At 51.2% G+C, this 19448-nt stretch carries 19 protein-coding genes; 15 read left to right on the top strand and 4 right to left on the bottom strand.

What is annotated here, in order from left to right; translation table 11 throughout:
* The first annotated feature begins 1 nt into the window (after position 1).
* The gene (locus tag LIX15_RS28020) at positions 2-709 is read left to right on the top strand and encodes a cob(I)yrinic acid a,c-diamide adenosyltransferase (RefSeq protein WP_227778508.1); all 708 of its coding nucleotides are present in this window, start codon (positions 2-4) and stop codon (positions 707-709) included.
* A complete protein-coding gene (locus LIX15_RS28015) occupies positions 709-2193 on the top strand; it encodes a cobyric acid synthase (protein WP_227778507.1) in 1485 nt (494 codons plus the stop codon). The genes LIX15_RS28020 and LIX15_RS28015 overlap by 1 nt, the downstream gene beginning before the upstream one ends.
* Before the next feature lie 939 nt (positions 2194-3132).
* On the opposite strand, the gene LIX15_RS28010 is transcribed toward LIX15_RS28015, so the two are convergent.
* Together LIX15_RS28010 and LIX15_RS28005 are read right to left on the bottom strand one after the other, a co-directional pair.
* Positions 3133-5589 carry an MEDS domain-containing protein gene (locus LIX15_RS28010; RefSeq protein ID WP_227778506.1) on the bottom strand — a complete coding sequence of 819 codons (2457 nt, stop codon included), beginning with the start codon at positions 5587-5589 and terminating at the stop codon, positions 3133-3135.
* A 295-nt stretch (positions 5590-5884) separates the two neighbouring features.
* Positions 5885-6385 (bottom strand): hypothetical protein, encoded by a 501-nt coding sequence (locus LIX15_RS28005; RefSeq protein ID WP_227778505.1) that lies wholly within the window; start codon positions 6383-6385, stop codon positions 5885-5887.
* Positions 6386-6687: 302 nt separating this feature from the next.
* Here LIX15_RS28005 and LIX15_RS28000 point away from each other — a divergent pair, with 302 nt between their 5' ends.
* The 9 genes from LIX15_RS28000 (at position 6688) to LIX15_RS27980 (ending at position 11356) form a co-directional block, all read left to right on the top strand.
* Complete coding sequence (locus tag LIX15_RS28000) at positions 6688-7179, top strand: plastocyanin/azurin family copper-binding protein (protein ID WP_227778504.1); 492 nt, start codon at positions 6688-6690, stop codon at positions 7177-7179.
* 216 nt (positions 7180-7395) lie between these two features.
* On the top strand, positions 7396-8397 hold the full coding sequence (locus LIX15_RS27995; protein ID WP_227778529.1) for a Cdc6/Cdc18 family protein: 1002 nt from the start codon (positions 7396-7398) through the stop codon (positions 8395-8397).
* Between the two features lie 69 nt (positions 8398-8466).
* Complete coding sequence (locus LIX15_RS33050) at positions 8467-8589, top strand: hypothetical protein (protein ID WP_265338464.1); 123 nt, start codon at positions 8467-8469, stop codon at positions 8587-8589.
* Positions 8590-8930: 341 nt separating this feature from the next.
* Positions 8931-9152, top strand: a complete 222-nt coding sequence (locus LIX15_RS34080; RefSeq protein WP_486327118.1) for a DUF8156 family protein — start codon at positions 8931-8933, stop codon at positions 9150-9152.
* Entirely contained in the window at positions 9121-9204 is an 84-nt protein-coding gene (locus tag LIX15_RS34075; protein ID WP_497007447.1) for a hypothetical protein, read from the top strand. Before LIX15_RS34080 ends, LIX15_RS34075 begins: the two co-directional genes overlap by 32 nt.
* A 130-nt stretch (positions 9205-9334) precedes the next feature.
* A complete protein-coding gene (locus LIX15_RS33875; RefSeq protein WP_438267237.1) occupies positions 9335-9637 on the top strand; it encodes a DUF7344 domain-containing protein in 303 nt (100 codons plus the stop codon).
* Positions 9638-9811: 174 nt separating this feature from the next.
* The gene (gene ddfA / locus LIX15_RS27990; protein WP_227778503.1) at positions 9812-10090 is read left to right on the top strand and encodes a DdfA family disk-determining factor; all 279 of its coding nucleotides are present in this window, start codon (positions 9812-9814) and stop codon (positions 10088-10090) included.
* A 183-nt stretch (positions 10091-10273) separates the two neighbouring features.
* A complete protein-coding gene (locus LIX15_RS27985; RefSeq protein WP_227778502.1) occupies positions 10274-10945 on the top strand; it encodes a helix-turn-helix domain-containing protein in 672 nt (223 codons plus the stop codon).
* 81 nt (positions 10946-11026) lie between these two features.
* Positions 11027-11356: a DUF7344 domain-containing protein gene (locus tag LIX15_RS27980; protein ID WP_345411327.1), complete on the top strand. Its 330-nt coding sequence runs from the start codon at positions 11027-11029 to the stop codon at positions 11354-11356.
* 142 nt (positions 11357-11498) lie between these two features.
* On the opposite strand, the gene LIX15_RS27975 is transcribed toward LIX15_RS27980, so the two are convergent.
* Positions 11499-11636, bottom strand: coding sequence for a ribbon-helix-helix domain-containing protein (locus LIX15_RS27975; RefSeq protein ID WP_390185202.1), 138 nt, complete (start codon positions 11634-11636; stop codon positions 11499-11501).
* Between the two features lie 332 nt (positions 11637-11968).
* Between LIX15_RS27975 and LIX15_RS27970 the strand changes: the two genes are divergently transcribed.
* The 3 genes from LIX15_RS27970 to LIX15_RS27960 all read left to right on the top strand — a co-directional run bounded on the left by LIX15_RS27970 (position 11969) and on the right by LIX15_RS27960 (position 16745).
* Positions 11969-14434 (top strand): PAS domain S-box protein, encoded by a 2466-nt coding sequence (locus LIX15_RS27970; protein WP_227778499.1) that lies wholly within the window; start codon positions 11969-11971, stop codon positions 14432-14434.
* Between the two features lie 60 nt (positions 14435-14494).
* Complete coding sequence (locus LIX15_RS27965) at positions 14495-14848, top strand: DUF7344 domain-containing protein (protein ID WP_227778498.1); 354 nt, start codon at positions 14495-14497, stop codon at positions 14846-14848.
* Between the two features lie 352 nt (positions 14849-15200).
* Positions 15201-16745: a (R)-citramalate synthase gene (locus LIX15_RS27960; RefSeq protein ID WP_227778497.1), complete on the top strand. Its 1545-nt coding sequence runs from the start codon at positions 15201-15203 to the stop codon at positions 16743-16745.
* A 686-nt stretch (positions 16746-17431) separates the two neighbouring features.
* On the opposite strand, the gene LIX15_RS27955 is transcribed toward LIX15_RS27960, so the two are convergent.
* Positions 17432-17818 carry a hypothetical protein gene (locus LIX15_RS27955; protein ID WP_227778496.1) on the bottom strand — a complete coding sequence of 129 codons (387 nt, stop codon included), beginning with the start codon at positions 17816-17818 and terminating at the stop codon, positions 17432-17434.
* A 983-nt stretch (positions 17819-18801) separates the two neighbouring features.
* Between LIX15_RS27955 and LIX15_RS27950 the strand changes: the two genes are divergently transcribed.
* Positions 18802-19167 (top strand): DUF7539 family protein, encoded by a 366-nt coding sequence (locus LIX15_RS27950; RefSeq protein WP_425556772.1) that lies wholly within the window; start codon positions 18802-18804, stop codon positions 19165-19167.
* The last annotated feature ends 281 nt before the right edge of the window (positions 19168-19448 follow it).

The following is a 19448-nucleotide window of genomic DNA, read 5'->3' as shown; positions in this document are numbered from 1 at the left end:
CATGTCTGAGAACGATCCCAATACGACCGAAACGACCCGTGACGAACAGCGACAACGGACACCCGGCAAAGGTCGAACACCGACGGCCCGACCTCTAGAAGCCGGCGCTCCGGACGAGTTTGGTCTCGTTCAACTCTGGTGGGGGGACGGCAAGGGAAAGACCACTGCCGCACTAGGAATGGGCTTTCGCGCCGCCGGACACGGCTATCGCGTCCACATGCTTCAGTTCATGAAGGGCGGGGCCTCGAGCGTCGAGGATGTCCGCGGGGAGTACAACGCCATCGACCATTTCCCCGGATTCACGTACGAAAACACGGGGAACTACGGCTGGCACGGGTTCCTCGACGGCTCGAACGACGACGAGCACGCTGCAAAGGCGAAGGCTGGGTTCGCCCGGGCCAAAGAGCTCATCCACGCTGCACGAGAGGCGGCGCTCGATGAACCGCTTTCACTTGATGATTCCCCTGAAGCGGGCGTTCATATGTTGATTTTGGACGAAATTCTCTACGCGGTGAACCGAGAACTGATCGATCCAGAATCGGTCGTCACTCTCATCGAGTCCAAGCCCGATAAGTTGGAGTTGGTTCTCACGGGGGGACACCGACGACCCGAGTATCTTCTCGATCACGCGCACCTCGTTACCAACGTCCGAAAGGAAAAACACCCCATCGACGACGGACAACGCGCTCGCAAAGGAACCGAGTACTGATGACGAAAACGGTGCTCGTCGCGGGAACGGAAAGCCATGTCGGCAAGAGCACCGTTGCCGCGGGACTGTGTAGACTCCTCGCCCGACGCGGTGTGTCGGTCGCGCCGTTCAAAGCGCAAAACATGAGCAACAACGCCCGGGTGGTCGTCGATCCTGATGGAAACTGGGGCGAAATCGGCATTTCACAGTACGTACAGGCACGGGCCGCTCGAATTTCAGCGACGACGGATATGAACCCCGTTCTGCTCAAACCGCGAGGGGACGGCGAAAGCCAGCTCGTGATACACGGTAAAGCCGTCGAAAACGTCGCTGCCGGATCATACTACGAGTCGCAGTGGGAGCGCGCGAGACGCGCTGCTATCGAGTCCTACCAACGATTGGCGGAACGCTCCGATGTCATCGTTGCGGAAGGAGCTGGCAGCATCGCCGAAATCAATCTCCACCACAGAGATCTCGCGAATGTAGAGACGGCGCGGTTTGCGGATGCGTCGATTATCCTTCTCGTAAACATCGAACGTGGCGGAGCATTCGCCAGTCTTTACGGCACGTTGGAGCTCATGCCGGATGATGTCCGTGACCGTGTTCAGGGGGCGATTATCACGAAATTCCGCGGTGATGAGGCGCTCTTGACGTCCGGTATCGAAGCAATCGAAGAGCGAACTGGCGTCCCTATTCTCGGTGTGTTGCCGTACGACGATCCAGGTCTTCCAGCGGAGGACAGTGTTTCGCTTCCTCAAACGGGTGAACGAGCGGTGTTCGGGGACGACGATGATATCCCCGACTGTCGTTCCGTAACCATCGGTGTTCCACGACTGCCGCGCGTATCGAACTTCACCGATCTCGAACCGCTAACGAACGAACCTGGTGTCCGTGTTACGTACCTTCCACTTGACTCCGACCTCAGTCGTGTTGATGCGGTCGTACTCCCCGGGTCGAAGAATACGGTCGATGACTTACTCGCCCTGCAAAACGCCGGGTTCGATACGCACCTCGCCGGCTTTTCCGGCCCCATCGTCGGACTCTGTGGCGGCTATCAGATGCTCGGCGAACGAATCACGAATGCGGCGCTCGAGAGTACCGACGACCACGATGCCGTATCCGGTTTCGGGCTGCTCCCCATCGAAACGCACTTTTCGGCCGAAAAGCGCGTCGAACGAGTGACTCAAACACTCTCCCCGGTCGAGTTACTGTCCGGTGTCCACGGCACGGTGAGCGGGTACGAGATTCACATGGGTCGGACGACGCCAACGCAACCGATTGATCAGCCGATCGGTGAGGGGAGTGCCGCAGTGAATCACGTCCTGGGGACGTATCTCCACGGCCTCTTTGAAAACGAGACGCTCCGCGCCGGATTCGTAAGGGCCGTGTTCCGCTTCGCTGGAAAATCGCCTCCCGAGAAGACAGTAGTCCAGTCATCCTACGACGATGCTGCTGATCTCGTCTCAACGAGCATCCAGATCACAGACGAAATTATCGATCTGTGACATTCCGGCCGATAATACTGCTTCCTCTTCGGTGGAAGAATAATGACAATCACGATTATAATTATTTAAGCAGGTGACGATACAAAGATATGAACTCTCAGTGCTTGTGTCGGTCAACCGCCCCCGAACCGAAGGTAGTCAATGGAGAAAAGCCAGTCGTCGTAAATCACGTTTTGGAAGAGACGCACTCCACTGTAACTCACGTACTAGTATGTGTCATCAGCAGCGTAGTGTGACGAACAAACTACCGATGAACTCCAGACGCTGAGTGAGCAGGATCAATTTTGGTCTTGTTCACACCGAGCTCCAGCAAAGGAGCTACACACCGATCACTCACGGTTACTCCGATTAATAGAGCAGTAATCTAAGGCCACTTCTCAGGAGATTCTTTCTGGTAATCATGTATGAACCGGAGTAACGGAGTAATCTCCTCGAAATTTGGCCCTATTCGGATCATATTAGCGTCTTTGTTCCACTCGATATATCCAACGTTGGCAAGCTTCGGTAGATGGTTATGATAGAGTTCGGGTGTGAGCTGTTTGTTATCTATAGCATCGAACTCTTTAATGGCAAATTCGTCTTTACCGTATGATTTTTGTTTTTTGATTAGCAGTAGGATTCGTCGGCGGTCTGGGTGACTAAGGATATCGAGCATTCGATCCAAAGGCTGTGACACCGTGATACAATCGGTCGTGTTACTGACCATCATCTTTCCTTGAGGGGAGGGCAAAGGAAAGCATGACTTCGAATTATTCGCACTACCACAGAAATGGATGCGTATTATCTAGATCTGTCTTTGAGTAGATCGATCCGGAAGTGACCGCAAATACACCGCTTCGCTAACTTTACGAACAGTGTAGTCCTGGCGATCGCTCGCCAATAATCATGTCCGGTCGAAATGATCCGAAAAACGAGTTCGAGATCCGGTGTCCCAGAGGGTCAGGAGTTTTCAAACACCAGTTCGCAGAGTCGGCGTTGGGCTTCTCGGAGGTGGTGGGAGAACGTCGATTGCGTGATATCCAGCGTCTCGGATAGTTCCTTACCAGTTCGTACCCGCGGTGATTCAAAAAATCCGCTTCGGTACGCGGTTTCAAGAATTTCACGTTGCCGCTCCGTAAATCGTTCCGTGAGAGCATTGCGCAAGTCGTGGCGTGACTTGATTGGACGATCATGCACACGTCGAGTCATGAGCTCGGTGCTCTGATATCTCTCTTGCATGGTTTCGACGAACTCCCGAACAGTAGTGGTGGCGGGAAGATCAATGACGGCATTGATGGTCGTATCTGTAACGGTGAGCGAGCGAATGAGACCCTGATTCTCGAGAATGTGTGATGCGAGCGTCGGCCGTGTTACTATCGCTTCGAAAACGCATTGTTCTTCATCATCTCTGATAGCCTGTAATTCTGCGATGCCAGCCACCTGTTTGGCACCGGCCAGGACATCTTTTGGAGCAACTCCATGTGTGGTAAAGAAGAGATGGGCTGAACCATCTGACTGGGGAACAAGCCCATCGAAATTGAATTCGGTTTCACATTGACTTTCGTGTGCAAGTTGGGTAAGGATATTATCTGATTCCTGTATCCTTAGCGTCACCTCGGTAACGCTGTCTGTCCGGAGCGTCTGTTTAGTTTCGGCGGCATCGATTGCATGGGCGATTGTTTCTCCCAATTCTGTTAACACAGTTTTCTCCAGTTCGTTGAACGAGTTTGGTGAACCTGTATATAGGGTTAATACACCGTAAACCGATTTCTGATAGACAAGGGGAATGCTGATACAGGCCCGAAAGCCGTGAGAAAGGGCCGTTTCACGCCATGGTTTGAATTCTGGATCCGTCAGTACGTCCTGTACTACCTGGACTTTTCGGGTCTGCCGGGCAGTAGTTACGGGTCCTTGCTTTGCCGATGTGGTGTCGGTGGAGAGTGTGATGCTCTCGAGAAAGCCGTTCTGATCACCTGCGTGTGCGTGTGGCGTGATTGTCTCCGTCGTCAGATCCTGATCGCCGATCCAGATGCACTGATAGGGATCGAACGTCGTGAGTCGTTCGCAGACGATTTGCTCGATTTCTGCGCGCGTGTCTGCTTCCACTAGTGCTTCATCTATTTCACGGATAACACGATTGATCCTATTGAGCCGATCCAGTTGTTCGTTTTTTTTCTGGAGTGTTCTTTCGCGGTCGGCACGATCCAGCGCCGCTTCGATATTCGCCCCAACCGTCTCGGCAAGATTGACGGTTGGATTGTCGAATGCATTTGGGTGTGTTGAGCAGGTACAGAATACGCCGTGTCTTCCAAGCGGGACAATCACACCACTTCGAGGCGACGTTTCAGTCCCGTCAGAGTTGGTTGACGGTGGGAGATCGTCTAAGATATCGGGCGTCTCCGTGACGAACACTTTCCACGCACGATCCAAATACTGCTCAGAAAATCCGCTATTGAACCCGTCTGCGGCGGCTATACTACTACGTCTACATTTTAGATCACCGCTGTCTTCGTCATAGGAGTAGAATGACGCAAATGAGACACCGAGCATGTCTCGGATGATGTCGGGGGCGCGTTTAGCGATTTCTTCGCCGTCAAGGAACATCAACTCCTGAGTCGCTTCGTTGAGCGCATGTAAACCCCGTTCCCGCTGTTCGAGCGTCTCATAAGCTTGAATGCGTTCAAAGAACGAGTAGATTGATCGGTCGTCGTTGATGGTCTCTGGCGCTACAGTACTACCAACGCCTTCATGTGGGATATAATAAAAGTGACGCGCGGCTTCTTCGCCGAAGACGAAATTTGGGTGGGAGCGAATGAGTTGGTTGATGATCTCTGGGTCGAACCGCTTGACATTGTATTGGCATATTCCGATAACGGGTTGATTCTCGTATAGGGAGTTGAGCGTCTGCTCGTACTTGATCATGCGGTCGAGACTATGCTCTCTGTCGAGCACCCACGACATCTCGCCACTCATTCGTATCCCGTCATAGCCCTCGTCTTCAATTGCCTCTCGGATTGTTTCTTTTGTATTCGCGATCGTGGTCTCCAGGTCAAATACCCCCTCTTGCAAAAACAGTTCTTCCGGTGTGTGAAATGAGAGTGCACCAGTTTCGGTTGCCATCTTAACGTCAATTCCTGCTTCACGCATCGCTGCCACGACATCAGCCTTTGTATTATCATCATAGACGTAGTAGCAGCGCTCACCGCGATTGAGCCCGTCGCGGATTAAGGGAATTACGCCTGCAAACTGTTCAGCTTGATTTGCGTAGAGGAGTCCGATGTGAGAATGTCGAGAGCTACTTGGATCGTGGTGGTACTCTTGATTGGTTCCATTGATGGCAATCTGATTGAGTCGATACAAATCGTCTGACAAGTACGATGCGGAATCAAATCCGCGTTGACGTTCGTCACGACTCATGATATCTCACCCCATGCTTCGCAGACTCAATAATGTGGCGTTGTAGTTATGTTGTCTCACCCGATTTTCTCCAAGAGTTATATTTAATAATAAAAATAATTATATTTGTTAACTGTAGCAGTCTTATTATAGCACAAAGGGTGGGAAACTCGTTCATCACCCTTTCGTGGGTGTAGTTATTTTCGATCAACCAACATCCGGTTAACCCCTATGGTTCGAAATACTATCGAAGGCAAACATATACTCGAACCAACAAACGTTTGCAGAAATCGAGGGAGATACAGGGTACACTCGCCTACTCGGTCGAGTCGTTTTGGACGCCCTCTGCACGATAAAATGAGGGGTTTTCAGCTTCGCTAGGGTAGTGGATGGTAACGACTATTGGTTCCGTCCCCCATCCCCCTCTCATAGCGTACAAGTCGTCGAGGGCTTGGACGATGCTTTCGGTCGAAAGTGATGTTGATTCCTCGGGTTGAAGTAACAGCGCTGCTCCCCAACCAGTAATCCACGGAATTAGGTCGGGAGGAACGAATCCCGGGTTGAATGGAATTGACGTCGACTCCGGCGAACTCGGTAGTTCGATATCCGATTCGTTGAGGTTCGTAAGGCCGAGTTCGAGCAGTTGACGTGGGTCGTCCGCGTCGAACACTTGCATCAGTGTCTCGGCTCCGATAACAACGGAGGTGAAACCGCCGTTGACTTCGGATGCTAGCTCCTCCGAGAGCGATTGAAGCTCGGATTCGGTCCATTGAGGCCCGGTGATTCCGACGATATCAAATCCTGTTGACGTTTCCATACTCTCTTAATGGCGGACAAAGGGATAAATGTTAGTTAGATAACAATATTGGGAAGGCGTTAGGGCTGAAACAAACCGGTCAAGGAGAAAATCACTCGCAGTCCCGGGCTATAGACTGCCTATCAGAAGTGAATCGCCGAAGAACGTTTACAGAAAGTGCTAATGTCCCCTGAAACAGCTACGGATCTATTTCGCTATGTAAAACCCGTACCACAGGAGAACGTATCCTTCAATTTATTTCACACGTTAGTTCACCGGCCAAAATATTTCTATCACCGTAGGTGGTAATCTCTTCCTCGCCCATGAACGACCAACCCCGTACAAGCCGACGCACCGCACTCAAGGTCACGGGTAGTGCACTCGCTGCAACTGCTCTTGCTGGTTGTACTAGCAGTTTACCAGGCAATGAGGATAGTAACCAGGAGAGCGATTCAAAGAACAAGAGCAAGAGCGAAAGTGACAGCAGTCAGAAAGGAAAAGAAATCCGCTTGGGAGCCAAACAAAGCGGCTGGGAGGGTCGCGCCCCGAAGTCCATCAAGGGCAAGAAAAACCCAGCACTCACACTTCAGCCAGGTCAAAAGTATACGATCACGTGGGAGAACCTTGACGGCAAAGAACACGAACTCTACATCGTCAACGGGAACGACAAACCGGTCGTCAAAAGCGAGGATGCCGAAGAGAAAGGCAAGACCGTGAGTACGACATTCACTGCGTCGAAAAAGTTAGCCCAGTATTACTGTGAATATCATCCGCAATCGATGCGTGGCGATGTCAACCTCCAACAAAAACAATAACGCCCCTCAGAAAAGCTATTATATGACTTAATTTTTATCACAACAAAATATTTAGGATCAATTCAGTTCGTCTGTTCGCCGTGAATTGGTCCACGCCTAGCAGTAGCACCAATGTGGGGAAGATGCGTCCCTCTTGGAATGGTTTCCGCTATCGGAAGAATCGGAAATCGCCCACTTCCGTTTATTATCTCGGACAGAATAGATACCGCTGAAAACATGATTCACGATGCTCGCGTCCTGCAACCACAGTTCATCCCCGATGAAGTTGAGCATCGTAATCCGGAGGTTAACGCGCTTTCGAATACGCTTAAACCCATCATGGACGGTCAAACGGGAGAAACGTCACTCCTACTGGGGCCATCGGGTGTGGGCAAGACCTGTATTGCCAACTACACGGTCGAACGCCTTCGTGAGAACGTCCTCGACATCAATACGCAGTACGTCAACTGTTGGCAGGATCATACACGATTCCAAGTGCTCTACCGCATCCTCGAAGGGATCGGAAAGACGGTTGACATCCACCGACGGTCGACACCAAAAGACGAACTGCTCAACCGGCTTCAGGAGTATGATGGTTCACAGTTTGTTGTCATCCTTGACGAGGTTGACCAACTCGAAGACAAGAGCGTGCTCTATGATCTCTATCGGATGCGCAGCATCTCAATGATTCTTATCGCAAATCGTGAAGAAGAATTGTTCAGCCAACTCGATGGGAGGTTAACCAGTCGGCTGCAGACGTGTGTCCGCATCCAATTTGAGAAGTATCACCTTGACGAACTCGTTGCGATTCTCCACGCTCGCGCTCAATGGGGACTTTCGGAAGGCGCTATCGGAAACGAACAGTTGGAACTGATTGCCGACGCCGCGGCCGGGGATGCACGGGTTGCCATTGGTATTCTCAGGAACGCTGCACGTCGCGCCGATCAGTCCGGCGGCGCAACGATTACGACCGAGATTGTCCATGAAGCAGTCCCCGATGGTCGTCACGAAGTGCGCCAGAAAACCCTTGACCAACTCACAGCACATCAGCACGCCCTCTATGAGATTTTAGAAGAAGAAGGCGAACTCAATCCGGGCGAGCTGTACGAATTGTACCAGGAGCGAATTGACGAGCCGAAAACGAACCGAACCGTCCGAAATCATCTTTCAAAAATGGAACATTACCGGCTTATCGTTGCTGAAGGAAAAAATCGAGCGCGAACCTACCGACTCCGCTAAGTTCGACTTTCAGAAACGCCGAAAACGACCCGGTCTTGCCTAAGTGGTTGACCGAGAACCTATCTATTTGTGATGATCGGCCAGCGGACACCAATACTCACAGCACTCGATGATAGCATTATCCTGCTCAAAACGGATGAACAAGCACTTAGCGCGCTCCACTTGCTCGTCATCCTTTCGGCTGTCGACTAGTTCTACCGCTCCGACGACCTCTCGCGTGGAAACGATAAACGGATGCTGTCGGCAGCTGTTGACCTCGTTGCTGACCTCTCGGACGCATTCGGTGCGCCGAGTCTGCTGACTCAGCACTGAACTGATTCGCTGACCGAACCGATTCGAAATCTCGCGGACAATGCCGTTCACTGTGAACAGGCACCGTTTGAGCCACGATTTGTGGGTGACGCGTGCGAAACGCTATGTCTCCTCGCTTAGCAATGAAACGGTACATACGACGTTCGTATTTTGGAAGCGTATACTGGCGACGCGCCACCCAGCCATCGCTGGTTTCGATGCTCGAACGGAGGTGAGTGTCAATGTGGCGTACTAATGCGACGTACCGTGAACTACTCCGAGCGTTGGAGAACCACTGGAGCGACTATCGCCATGGACTTCGGCGGGCAGACCATGCGGTCTTCGATCATCTCTTCGAGTATGCTCGCGCACACGCTGACGTAACGTGGGTTGCAAACCCACCAGCACGTGGAGGTTCTCGCACTCGTCTCGATAATTCTCGAACAACAGAAGCGAATAAATGACTTAGCGGATCGACTCCACCACTTGGAAGACGATTTGAACTACCGGGAATGAGACGATGGTGTACAAAATTGATTACGTCGATGGCGACGTGCTCACTTGATCGGTAATCGAGACCGGCGTGACTTGTGAGGCCGATGAATCAATCGTTTACACCGACAATCTGCGTGCATGGTGACGGTGAGTGATTGGGGTTCGCCTGGTGAGTCTCGGTGTTACAATATCGATTCATCGCGGGAGGTCCGCCACTGTCTCAAAGAAGGAATCGATTCACTTCCAAAGCACGATCTCTCGTAGATACAGGTTGCCGTCTTGGATCACGACGACGCGCAAGCCTCTTCGAATACAGTTATACCACTGTCATTTACCGAAGTTGGTAAAGGAAAACTTGATAGAGTACGATTCGCGAAGTCAAACCATTCGATATCACGGTAGTGATCGCGTTGAGGTGCTCTTAGAGATCAGCCAGAATCACGAGTTTGAGTAATCCTGCTGACTCGGTATGGAGCTGTATTCTTCTGGCAGCAGTGTTGTGCGTTCCTGTTCAAAAACGCACCAGTAATTACTTAGTGGTGGCTCCAGTCTACCGAATCGTCAAGAACAGCTGTCTTAATAATACCTTGCATTATCAGGGCTTCTGTTCTTGTAGGTGATAGCGAACATGGATTCAACTGACGTCAGGAATGGATCAACAATTGGTGGTACATCTGGTACACTAACCGAACAAATCGTCGCTACAATCGCAGAAACAGACAAACGGTCGGTAGATGAACTCAAACCACTGTACGAGGTGATTGATCCAGACGCTTTGAATGCACTCTTTGGGCCGCACGCAGACGGCTCGTCACGGACAGTTGGTGAAATTTCATTTGAATACGCAGGTTATTGGGTGACCGTGTCGAGTAACTATGTCATTGAAATTGAACCGAAAGATGACTAGGTATGAGTGCAGCGATCCACGATTTCCTTGTACTGGGAAATAATGTGATCCATTCGACAGTCTATAGATAAGACCCAAGTGTTGGGGCGTGACCCTAAGACGGTTCACCGCTCCGTACAGCACTGTGTGTAAATATGTTTCCCAGAGATTCTATCTGGAGTCAGATTGTATGGCAGATGAACGATGAGTACTATTGTCGAACTCTCGCTTTCAGCGATGGATTTCCCGCTTGGTCGCTTGCTCACCGCAGGAACGGAGACACAAATCGAATTCGAACGAATTGTCCCTGTTGGAACAAATACGATTCCCTTATTTTGGGCTTGGAATATCGATTTCGATGAATTCGAACACCGCGTTCGTGAGCACGAACGAGTACAAGAATTGGCTGAAGTTGAGAAGGTCAATAATCGCCGTCTCTATCTCCTGAACTGGGACGCTCCTAAGGGGGAATTTTTTGAGGGATTCACGGCTGCCCAGACAATTATCCGGAGTGCATACGGCTATAACTCCCATGCGTGGGAGTTCGAGATTCTCTTTCCCACGCAAGAGGATCTTACCACGTTCCACAATCACTGCCGCGAAAATGATATCCAATATACGCTTGGTCAAATGCAGATCCTTACCGAAGCCGGTGACCATCTCCTCAACAGTATCTTGACCGAAAAGCAGCGCGACGCACTGTTGCTAGCCCTTCAACGAGGGTACTTTCAGACGCCTCGGCAAGTCACACTCTCTGAGTTGGCGGTAGAATTCGAGATCAGCCAGCAGTCCCTTTCCGATCTGATCAGGCGGGGAAATGAGGCACTGCTTGAACACGCACTGCTCGATGCGTCCGAAACGACATCACCTGAGTGAGTTGTTCCGTTCGCGGTTAGTTAAAAATACGCCGTTTGAACAGCCTAAGTGCTTGTACAATTTGCTTACTATAACCACAATATGGCCCATCATGACCGCCCTTCGCTTTCACTGAGTGAATCATTTAAGATACTATCTAACTCGTATCGGCGCCAACTTCTCATCTACCTCCAAATGAAGAGCGCTGACGCTGTCGGCCTCGATGAGTTTGTTGCGCACATCCACGAGAAAAGTGATAAAACAACGACGGCCAAACGGATACGGCTCTCGCTTGTTCATATCCACATTCCGAAACTCATTGATTACGGAGTCATCGAATACGATCGCCAGAACGAGAATATTCGCTATCGGAAAAGGACGAAACTTGAAACACTTCTCGAAGCTATGCCTATGAACGCTCAATCGGCGTGAATTACAGTTTGGGATTCTCAAAAATATATTGTAGGGGATAGCAAAAATAGAACGGTTATGTCACTCCCTGCTGTGGTGCAGCAGTAGTTAGTCAACGAAAGTGGCCTTTGATGGTTTATGATCTCGCTGCTCCTTATCTGAATCACTTATTACGGTCTTTTAACCACTCGTCAAGGAGGTCACGTATTGCTGCATCACGGTTCTCCCGATGGTGAGCAAACGCAATTTCATCGATTTGCTCGAGTTCCTCGTCCGTGAATTCGAGAGTGACCGAGTCCATGCCGAGTAAATCTTGGTTCATTGAAAAATGTATCGGATGCCAGCCACAAATATATTCGTCAGACGCACGTCTAACTCGCAGAATATATCATTGCGAAGCTCCACTGGAGGTTGAAATCCTAGGAACGCGATAAATATTTCCGACTTCCTATCGAGAAAATGAGCCTATAGAGGGTGTGAGACGGTAATTATACCTATGAAAACCGGTTACAGCCTGTCGATCTTCAAATTTTCCATGATTCGAACCACAGTGGATGAAACCATCCAAAGTGTTATATTGGTTCTCGATCTTCATCTCTTTCATCAAATGGTGCTACACCACCGCATATCACCATGACTCATCAACCCGATCACAACCCAGGTTCTGAAGAGTTCACAGCACATCTCGGTACTGAAACCACCTTTTTCCGTGACCTTGTTGAAAATGCACTCGATGGTTTTGTCACCCTCGATTCAAGCGGAACCATCGTATTCTCAAATCGCGCGGCTGAACGCCTCTTTGGATGGTTTGACGATGGCCTCGTCGGTCAATCGATAGTTGAATTGTTCCCCGACCGCCTCCGTGACGCCTATCGTGCATCGTTCCAGCAACTCGTTCACGATGACTCACAAGAGACAGATCATGAGTATGTTGAACGAATTGGGTTACATAAAGATGGATCTGAGCTATCCCTAGCGTTCTCATTTTATGAACACCAGTACGATGGAAAGCGACTCTTCACCGCACTCGTTCGTGATATCTCGGAACGAAAACAGCGAGAAACTGAACTCAAGAATACCAAAGAGAAGTACGCGAAACTCATTGAAACAGCTCCTGACGCAATCTTCATTACAGACGCTGAAACCGGGATAATCGAGGACGTAAATCAAGCTGCAGTATCGCTTACGAGTAAGTCACGTAAAGAGCTCTGTGGGCTACATCAGTCGGAGCTACATCCGCCAGAACAAGAAGAACAGTATACGGTAATTTTCCAAGAACACGTCGAACGCGATGGCGTCCGCGGTGATTCGACGGATGTGATTCAGCACGGTGTGAACCAGTACATTATCCACGACAACGGCGAACGAATCCCTGTCGAGATTAGCTCTGGTGTCACCGAGTTAGACGACAAAACCATCGGCCAAGGCATTTTTCGGGATATTTCCGACCGAGAAGAACGTAAAAAAGAGCTTCGCCATGAACGAGATCTCACCGAACGAATCCTCGAAACGAGTCCGATTGCGATCGGCGTTTTCACACCAGACAGACAATTGGTTCGGGCGAATGAACAAGTCGCCGAGATTCTTGGGGTCTCCGTCAATCAGTTAATGCGCCTTCCATCACTATATAATGATTTTACGCTTTACGATTCCGAGAATCGACCTATTGATCCAAACGACGGTCTGCTGGCAGAAGTCATCGATACTGGTCTTCCCGTTTATGATTACGAAGCAGTTCTTGAGCGAGCAGACGAAGAGCGGTGTTGGATTTCGTTGAATGCTGCTCCGCTTTGGTCTCCAGATGGTGAACTCGAATACATCATCCTCGTTGGCGAGGATATTTCTGACCGGAAAGAACGCGAAGAAGCTATCGAACAGCACCGTGACCACCTCAAAACGCTTAATCGAATTAACCGACTCATCCGTGAGGTCAATCAAACGCTCGTTCGAACGACAACGCGGAACGAGATTGAGACAAGCGTCTGTGAACGACTCGCTGCGTCCGATCTCTACCAGGACGCATTCATCGGCGAACGATCGTTGCCGAGCGGGGGCATTGAGCCTCGTACCGGTGCAAATATGAATGGTATCTATTTCGATCTACTTGACGAAGCAGATTCGGCCGAGACGAGTACCGGAGGTGCTGCCGAAGCAATTCGGACACAAGAACTCCAATTGATTCGGTCAATCGAATCTGATCCCCGATTTCCCGATTTATTGCGAGAAGAAGCACTTGCTAATGGCTACCGTTCGGTGTTGTGTGTACCGCTCGTCTATGGCGAAACAACGTATGGTGTGTTGGTCGTTCATGCATCCCGCTCTGACGCATTCAGCGAACGAGAGCAAGCTGTCTTCGAAGAACTAAGCGAGACAATTGGCTACGCGATTCACGCAGCAGAGAGTAAGAAGTTACTCCATACGGATAGCCACTACGAGCTCACATTCGATCTCACCGAGACGACAGCATTTTTTATCACTGCATCTGCTGACTTACAGTGTTCAATTACGCTCGAAGATCTCGTTCCCTCGACAAATAAAGAACTCCTCTACTATATCACACTGGAGAACGCTCCAGTCGACTCGTTTCTCGAGATGGCACGCCAGCAATCGATCGTTAAAAAGGCTCGCTGTATCAGCGCGGAGTCGGAGTCCAGCTTGCTTGAAATCGTGTTCGTAGGAGCATCGACTTCCCCACAAGTTCTAATCGAACGGGGTGCTCGCATTAAACACGCAAAAGTGACTGAAGGGACGGGGTCGTTCGTTGCTGAAGCCCCTGCCGATGCTGATATCCGTGCGCTCACGGATGCTGTACAGTCGATTCATCCAAATGCTCATCTCACGATGAAACAGGAGATAAAGCGTTCTCTCCCGCCACTCAGAAGACAGCATGCCCGTATCACACATCAGTTAACCGACCGTCAGCAAGCGTCTTTGACGGCAGCATACAATGCCGGATTTTTCGAGTGGCCACGTGAGAGTACTGGCGAAGAGGTCGCAAATTCACTCGGGGTTTCGGCGCCTACATTCCACCAGCATCTGAGAGCGAGCGAGCGTAAACTCTTGGCAGCGTTCTTTGGAGAAGCGGAGACATTGGACTAGCACCTCGTTCCTAACTGTTTAGGGCTACTGCTTTTGGAGAATGATTTACAATTGGAATCTATGAGTACGCGACAATCGACCGGTTCAGGAAACCTTTCCAAGGAGCAAGTACTTGGCCTGTTGGGGCATGAACATCGTTATGCAATCATTACGTACTTCGATCGAGAAATGATCGATAGTGCTAGCTTTGATGACCTTATTGACTATATCGTCTCTTTAGATCCGAAGAGAGGGGAATTTTCGGCTGAGCGCCGTAAGCGAGTTACAATCGGTTTGCTTCACAACCACTTGCCGAGACTCGCAGATGCTGGTGTGCTCGAATACGATCAGCGGAGTGAAACGGTACGCTATTGGGGAGATTCCCGACTCGAAACCATCCTCGAGGGTGTACCCAGCGATGAATACCTGATTTAACCCTTCTTCCACTCGTCTGAAAGCAGACCTAGTGGGAACATCCTCTCTCGCGGTCTCAAACAGATTGGGACGGGCTGTTCCAAATCAACGACTGCCGAGACTGCGTTCCCTACGGAAACCGTTGTATTTGCAAAGCGCTACCCTTTAGGCGGGGATCAGCCACTTTTTCTCGTCGCATGACTCTTGCACTCACTGCGTAGCTATTGATATCAGTCCTTGCTACCATCTTCGCGTTGAGCACCGTGTCGTACTGCCACCGAAGATGGCGTTTCCCTCCTCGACGTGCAATATCTGCCAGACTCGTACGTATTATATACGTCTGGATGCCACACCAAAGTGGATATCATGACCAGTGATCGATTTATTCGGGGTACTCCCCGAACCAAACACACTTTCTGATTCTGAAGTACAGTTCCTCGACACCACGCTCCGTGACGGTGAACAAGCGCCGGGGATATCGCTTACCCCCACCGACAAAGCTGAGATCGCGCGCAAGCTCGACGCCACTGGCGTCAGTGTCATCGAGGCTGGCAGCGCTTGCACGGGAACCGGCGAAAGAGAAACGATTTCGAGGGTAACTGACCTCGATCTCGACGCGATGGTAACGAGCTTCGCCCGCGGGGTCAAGAGCGATATCGAACTTGCGCTCGACTGCGGAGTCGATGGGGTGAATCTCGTGGTTCCGGCGAGCGACCGCCATATCGAAGGGAAAGTCGGAACGACACGCGACGAAGTGGTCGAAACGACAGTCAATCTCACCGAATACGCCAAGGATCACGGTCTCTGGCTGGAAGTTCTCGGTGAAGACGGTTCACGCGCCGACCTCGATTTCCTCGAACGACTGATGGGTGCAGCCATCGACGCCGGTGCTGACCGCATCTGTTACTGCGATACGGTCGGACACGCGACTCCGGAACACACAGCGGCCGCCGTTTCCGAGCTCGCGCCGCTCGGTTCAACGAGCACCCATACTCATGACGACCTCGGGCTAGCTTTGGCGAATGCACTGGTGAGTATCGAGGCCGGAGCGGATCTCGTCCACGCGACCGTCAACGGAATTGGCGAGCGCGCTGGTAACGTTGCTCTGGAGGAAGTCGCCGTCGCACTCGACCATGGGTACAACGTCGAGACGGTCGACACCGAACGATTATACGACCTCGCACAAACGGTTGCGACGGCGACCGACGTTCCGCTCGCGCCGAACAAAGCCGTCGTCGGCGAGAACGCCTTCGCACACGAATCGGGAATCCATACTGACGGGACGCTTAAAGATGAGGCGATGTACGAGCCGTATCCTCCGAGTACTGTCGGCCGTGAGCGCCGACTCGTGCTCGGAAAACACGCCGGTCGGGCAGGTGTCCGTTCGGCATTGGACGAACACAACGTTGCGGTGGTCGATGACGAACTAAACACCATCGTAGAGCGAGTGAAGACGATTGGTGAACGGGGACGACGCATCACCGATACTGATCTGCTCGCGATCGCAGACGAGGTACAAGGACGTGAACGTGACCGGCCTATCGAATTATTGGATCTGACTGCCACTAGTGGTGGTGCGACACCGACCGCGAGCGTTCGACTCGCCGTCGATGGCGAGCAGCACGTTGCCAGTGGTGTCGGAAGTGGCCCTGTCGATGCTGCCGTTACCGCTACACGAAAAGCTCTCGACATCGATGCGACGCTCGAATCGTATCACGTCGATGCGATTACCGGAGGGACGAACGCACTCGTCACCGTAGAAGTCGAGGTGTCTCAAGGCGACCATTCGGTGTCGGTGAACGCAAGCGACGCAGACATCACTCGTGCTAGCGTCACGGCCATGCTCAACGCTTTCAATCAGCTTCTCGAAACCGATCGGAGATCCGTTACGGTTACCGAGTCAGCTACCCACGAGTAAACTCGTGGGCCTGTCATGACTCCCCTTCTGGCCGAAATTCGGCGGTCGAGTGATTGTCACTCGGATCCGACATCCCAGACTTAAGGGCAAGCTCACCGTTGCCCAACCTCGAAGGGCAATATGGCGGTAGAATGCGTCTTCACCCTTGCGGTAATGGAGCGTACCCCTTTGCTTCTCGTACTCGTCATCGTCGGGATACGACAGCTGAAATGTTCCCGATCTGTTCTCGTCGCGATTGCTCGATAGAGGGTGCTCACAATACGTCGGTTCCAACGAGCGCCTCATCGGGCACGTCCTTGCCAACGGCGAGGAACGAAGGAAAAACAGACACGTTAACATGAGAACTACAATGAGTGTCGACGGAATGGTGATGAACGGTTGATGTAACGGTACAAAGTGGTCGCAAGATCCGTGCCGTTGGCAAGTGAGGGGACGATCGAATATTCTTAACCCGTGTTACAGTGGAGGAACGGGCGACTACTAGGCGGGAGATATCAACATAGGATTCGAACGATTGGCTCGGGCAGACGCCCCGGTTTCTTCTCGATTATATGGAATACGAGCGGTTCGTTTCGGAACTCTCGCGAGTCGGCAAACAGTGATCGTCCTCTACTGAAGGACGGTTTAAACGATGAGAGTGAGTGACATTTAGGAATGGTCCGACAGCTTGCTCCCGTCGCAACAAATCACACCGGGTCACCATCGGCTGTTTCTGGTAATGGATCAACACGGAACAAATACTCCGCAGAAGCGTCGTCAAGATTCGTGGGACTTTCTTCGGCAGTGTGCTTTCGACATAGCTTTGCTTCCGATTTAACTGTCCCATGGCCGGTTTCTTCCTGGTACCGTTCGAGGACGACAAACCTCGCTATCTCGTCGCACTCACGACGGTGACACACATGAGGCGAGTCTGAATATTCGTCTTCCTCGTACTGGGTCTCATTCGCTTTACCCTGCTGATCACGCGGTTCGGTTTCGTCGATACGTTCACGCGCCTGCTCAACTTCCCATGCTCGCTGGCGGTTTTCTTCGTCACGTGCTTGCTTATTTCGGCTCTTTTTCGTGTCTGCCATACTGTCTCTAGGGGAATGAGTGGGATAACGCTGTGGTCGCCACCTTGGACTCCTTGGAACTCACGCCGGAAACCACTCGACTATCTCTTCTAGGACGTGATAGCCATCGTTCCTACGGTATACCCGTCCGATCTATTGGTGTTCGCCCCAAGTTTCGACGAGTTCGCCGGTACGTACCGGCGCTGTTCGAAGCCGAACGCGTTGCAAATCAGCGTGTGCCCCATGAACGACAGGGATGAGAACGCGTCCACTCAAATAGCACTGTAACAAGCATTGCGTTCAATTGAGTATTTGATAATTTGTTTTGTAAAATATTGGCCGAAAAATGTAGTCGAACCGACCGTAATATCGAGCGTCGGGTTTCATCTTCCATATGTTGCCCGACAACGTGGGTAATTCACGGCTAACACTAACCTAAAACCCACGTTTCACGGAGTACAGTATCAAGCAGTGAATAACTAAACATCTATCTATCAATCCCGTAGTCGTCGGGGAGTGTCTCTGACCATTGGCCTACAATCCCGACCTCGTGGAGATGCTGGAGGATCATCTCCATGCGATCTTTCAAAAGCACACCTATACGTGAGATGAATCTACTGTCTGCGACAAGAGAGTGGTCTATGATCGTCTGTAGGAGCGGTATCCAAATGACGACGCCACGCGAATCTCCCAATCGAAATCATACCAGACGAAAATAGTCTAAAGCCGTCGCTGTCGACCCGTCCAACGTTCAAAAACGAAGCTTTGACTCTCATCGAGTTCTCTAGAAGGAGTCCATACTTCCAAACGCTCTAGTACAGACACCAACGATAGCGAACACGAGCGAGAGTTTTCTCGCTCATTTCAGAGCCACCGTCACTATGCCCGCCGACCGGAGGTGTCGTACAAACGTTGATTGATGTCCCACGCGTCTAGATTGCATGGCCGAATTTCCAGACGAACGGGAGCTCGTACTAAGAGCGCGTTCCCAGTTGGAATAGTGGATAAACAGTGCTCGGATACAGGCATACGGTGAATTGTTCGAAGGTAACGCTCCAATCCTCTCCTCCGAGGAATTGCAACGTCTCGATGCGCTCGACTCTGCGATGGAACGACAGGGTGGCGATGGTGTGTGGGGTATCGATCAGTACGGAATCCATACCGCTGGTGCCACGGGTTCAGACAGTTCAATCGAGATCGTTTGCGTGTATCACCCTCAGGTCACCAAAGACTCCGTCCTTCAGGGAAACGATGGTATTGACGATGAGACCGAAGAGCGACTCAACGCAGTACTTTGGCAATATAGCAAACGCATTGCGGCACTCATTGAAGAACGACTCGATGAGTTTATCCGCCAAACCCAGAGCTAGCCCCGAGTTCAATGCTATCTTTCGAACTTGTACAATTCTTGGACGCCTTCGAGTAGAAGTCCATGTTCGTTCGCAATGTCCATCAGGTCGGCGAGAACGTCGCTGTCCAAATCTAGATTTGATTCTCCTCCGAGCTATACAGCGCTTTGCTGGATGTATACTCGGAACGTTACGGAGGTCTTGAAACTATCACCACCAATGCTGGATTGTTTGATGTTCCTCGGACCAGCTTCCCGAGTAAAAACGTGGTCAAGTTCGTCAGTAACTGCCACTTTCCTGAA

The sequence above is a fragment of the Haladaptatus pallidirubidus genome (assembly GCF_020700235.1).
Lineage (GTDB): Archaea > Halobacteriota > Halobacteria > Halobacteriales > Haladaptataceae > Haladaptatus > Haladaptatus pallidirubidus.
The sequence above is the reverse complement of the archived record's forward strand: the minus strand, read 5'-3'. Positions and strand labels throughout refer to the sequence as shown.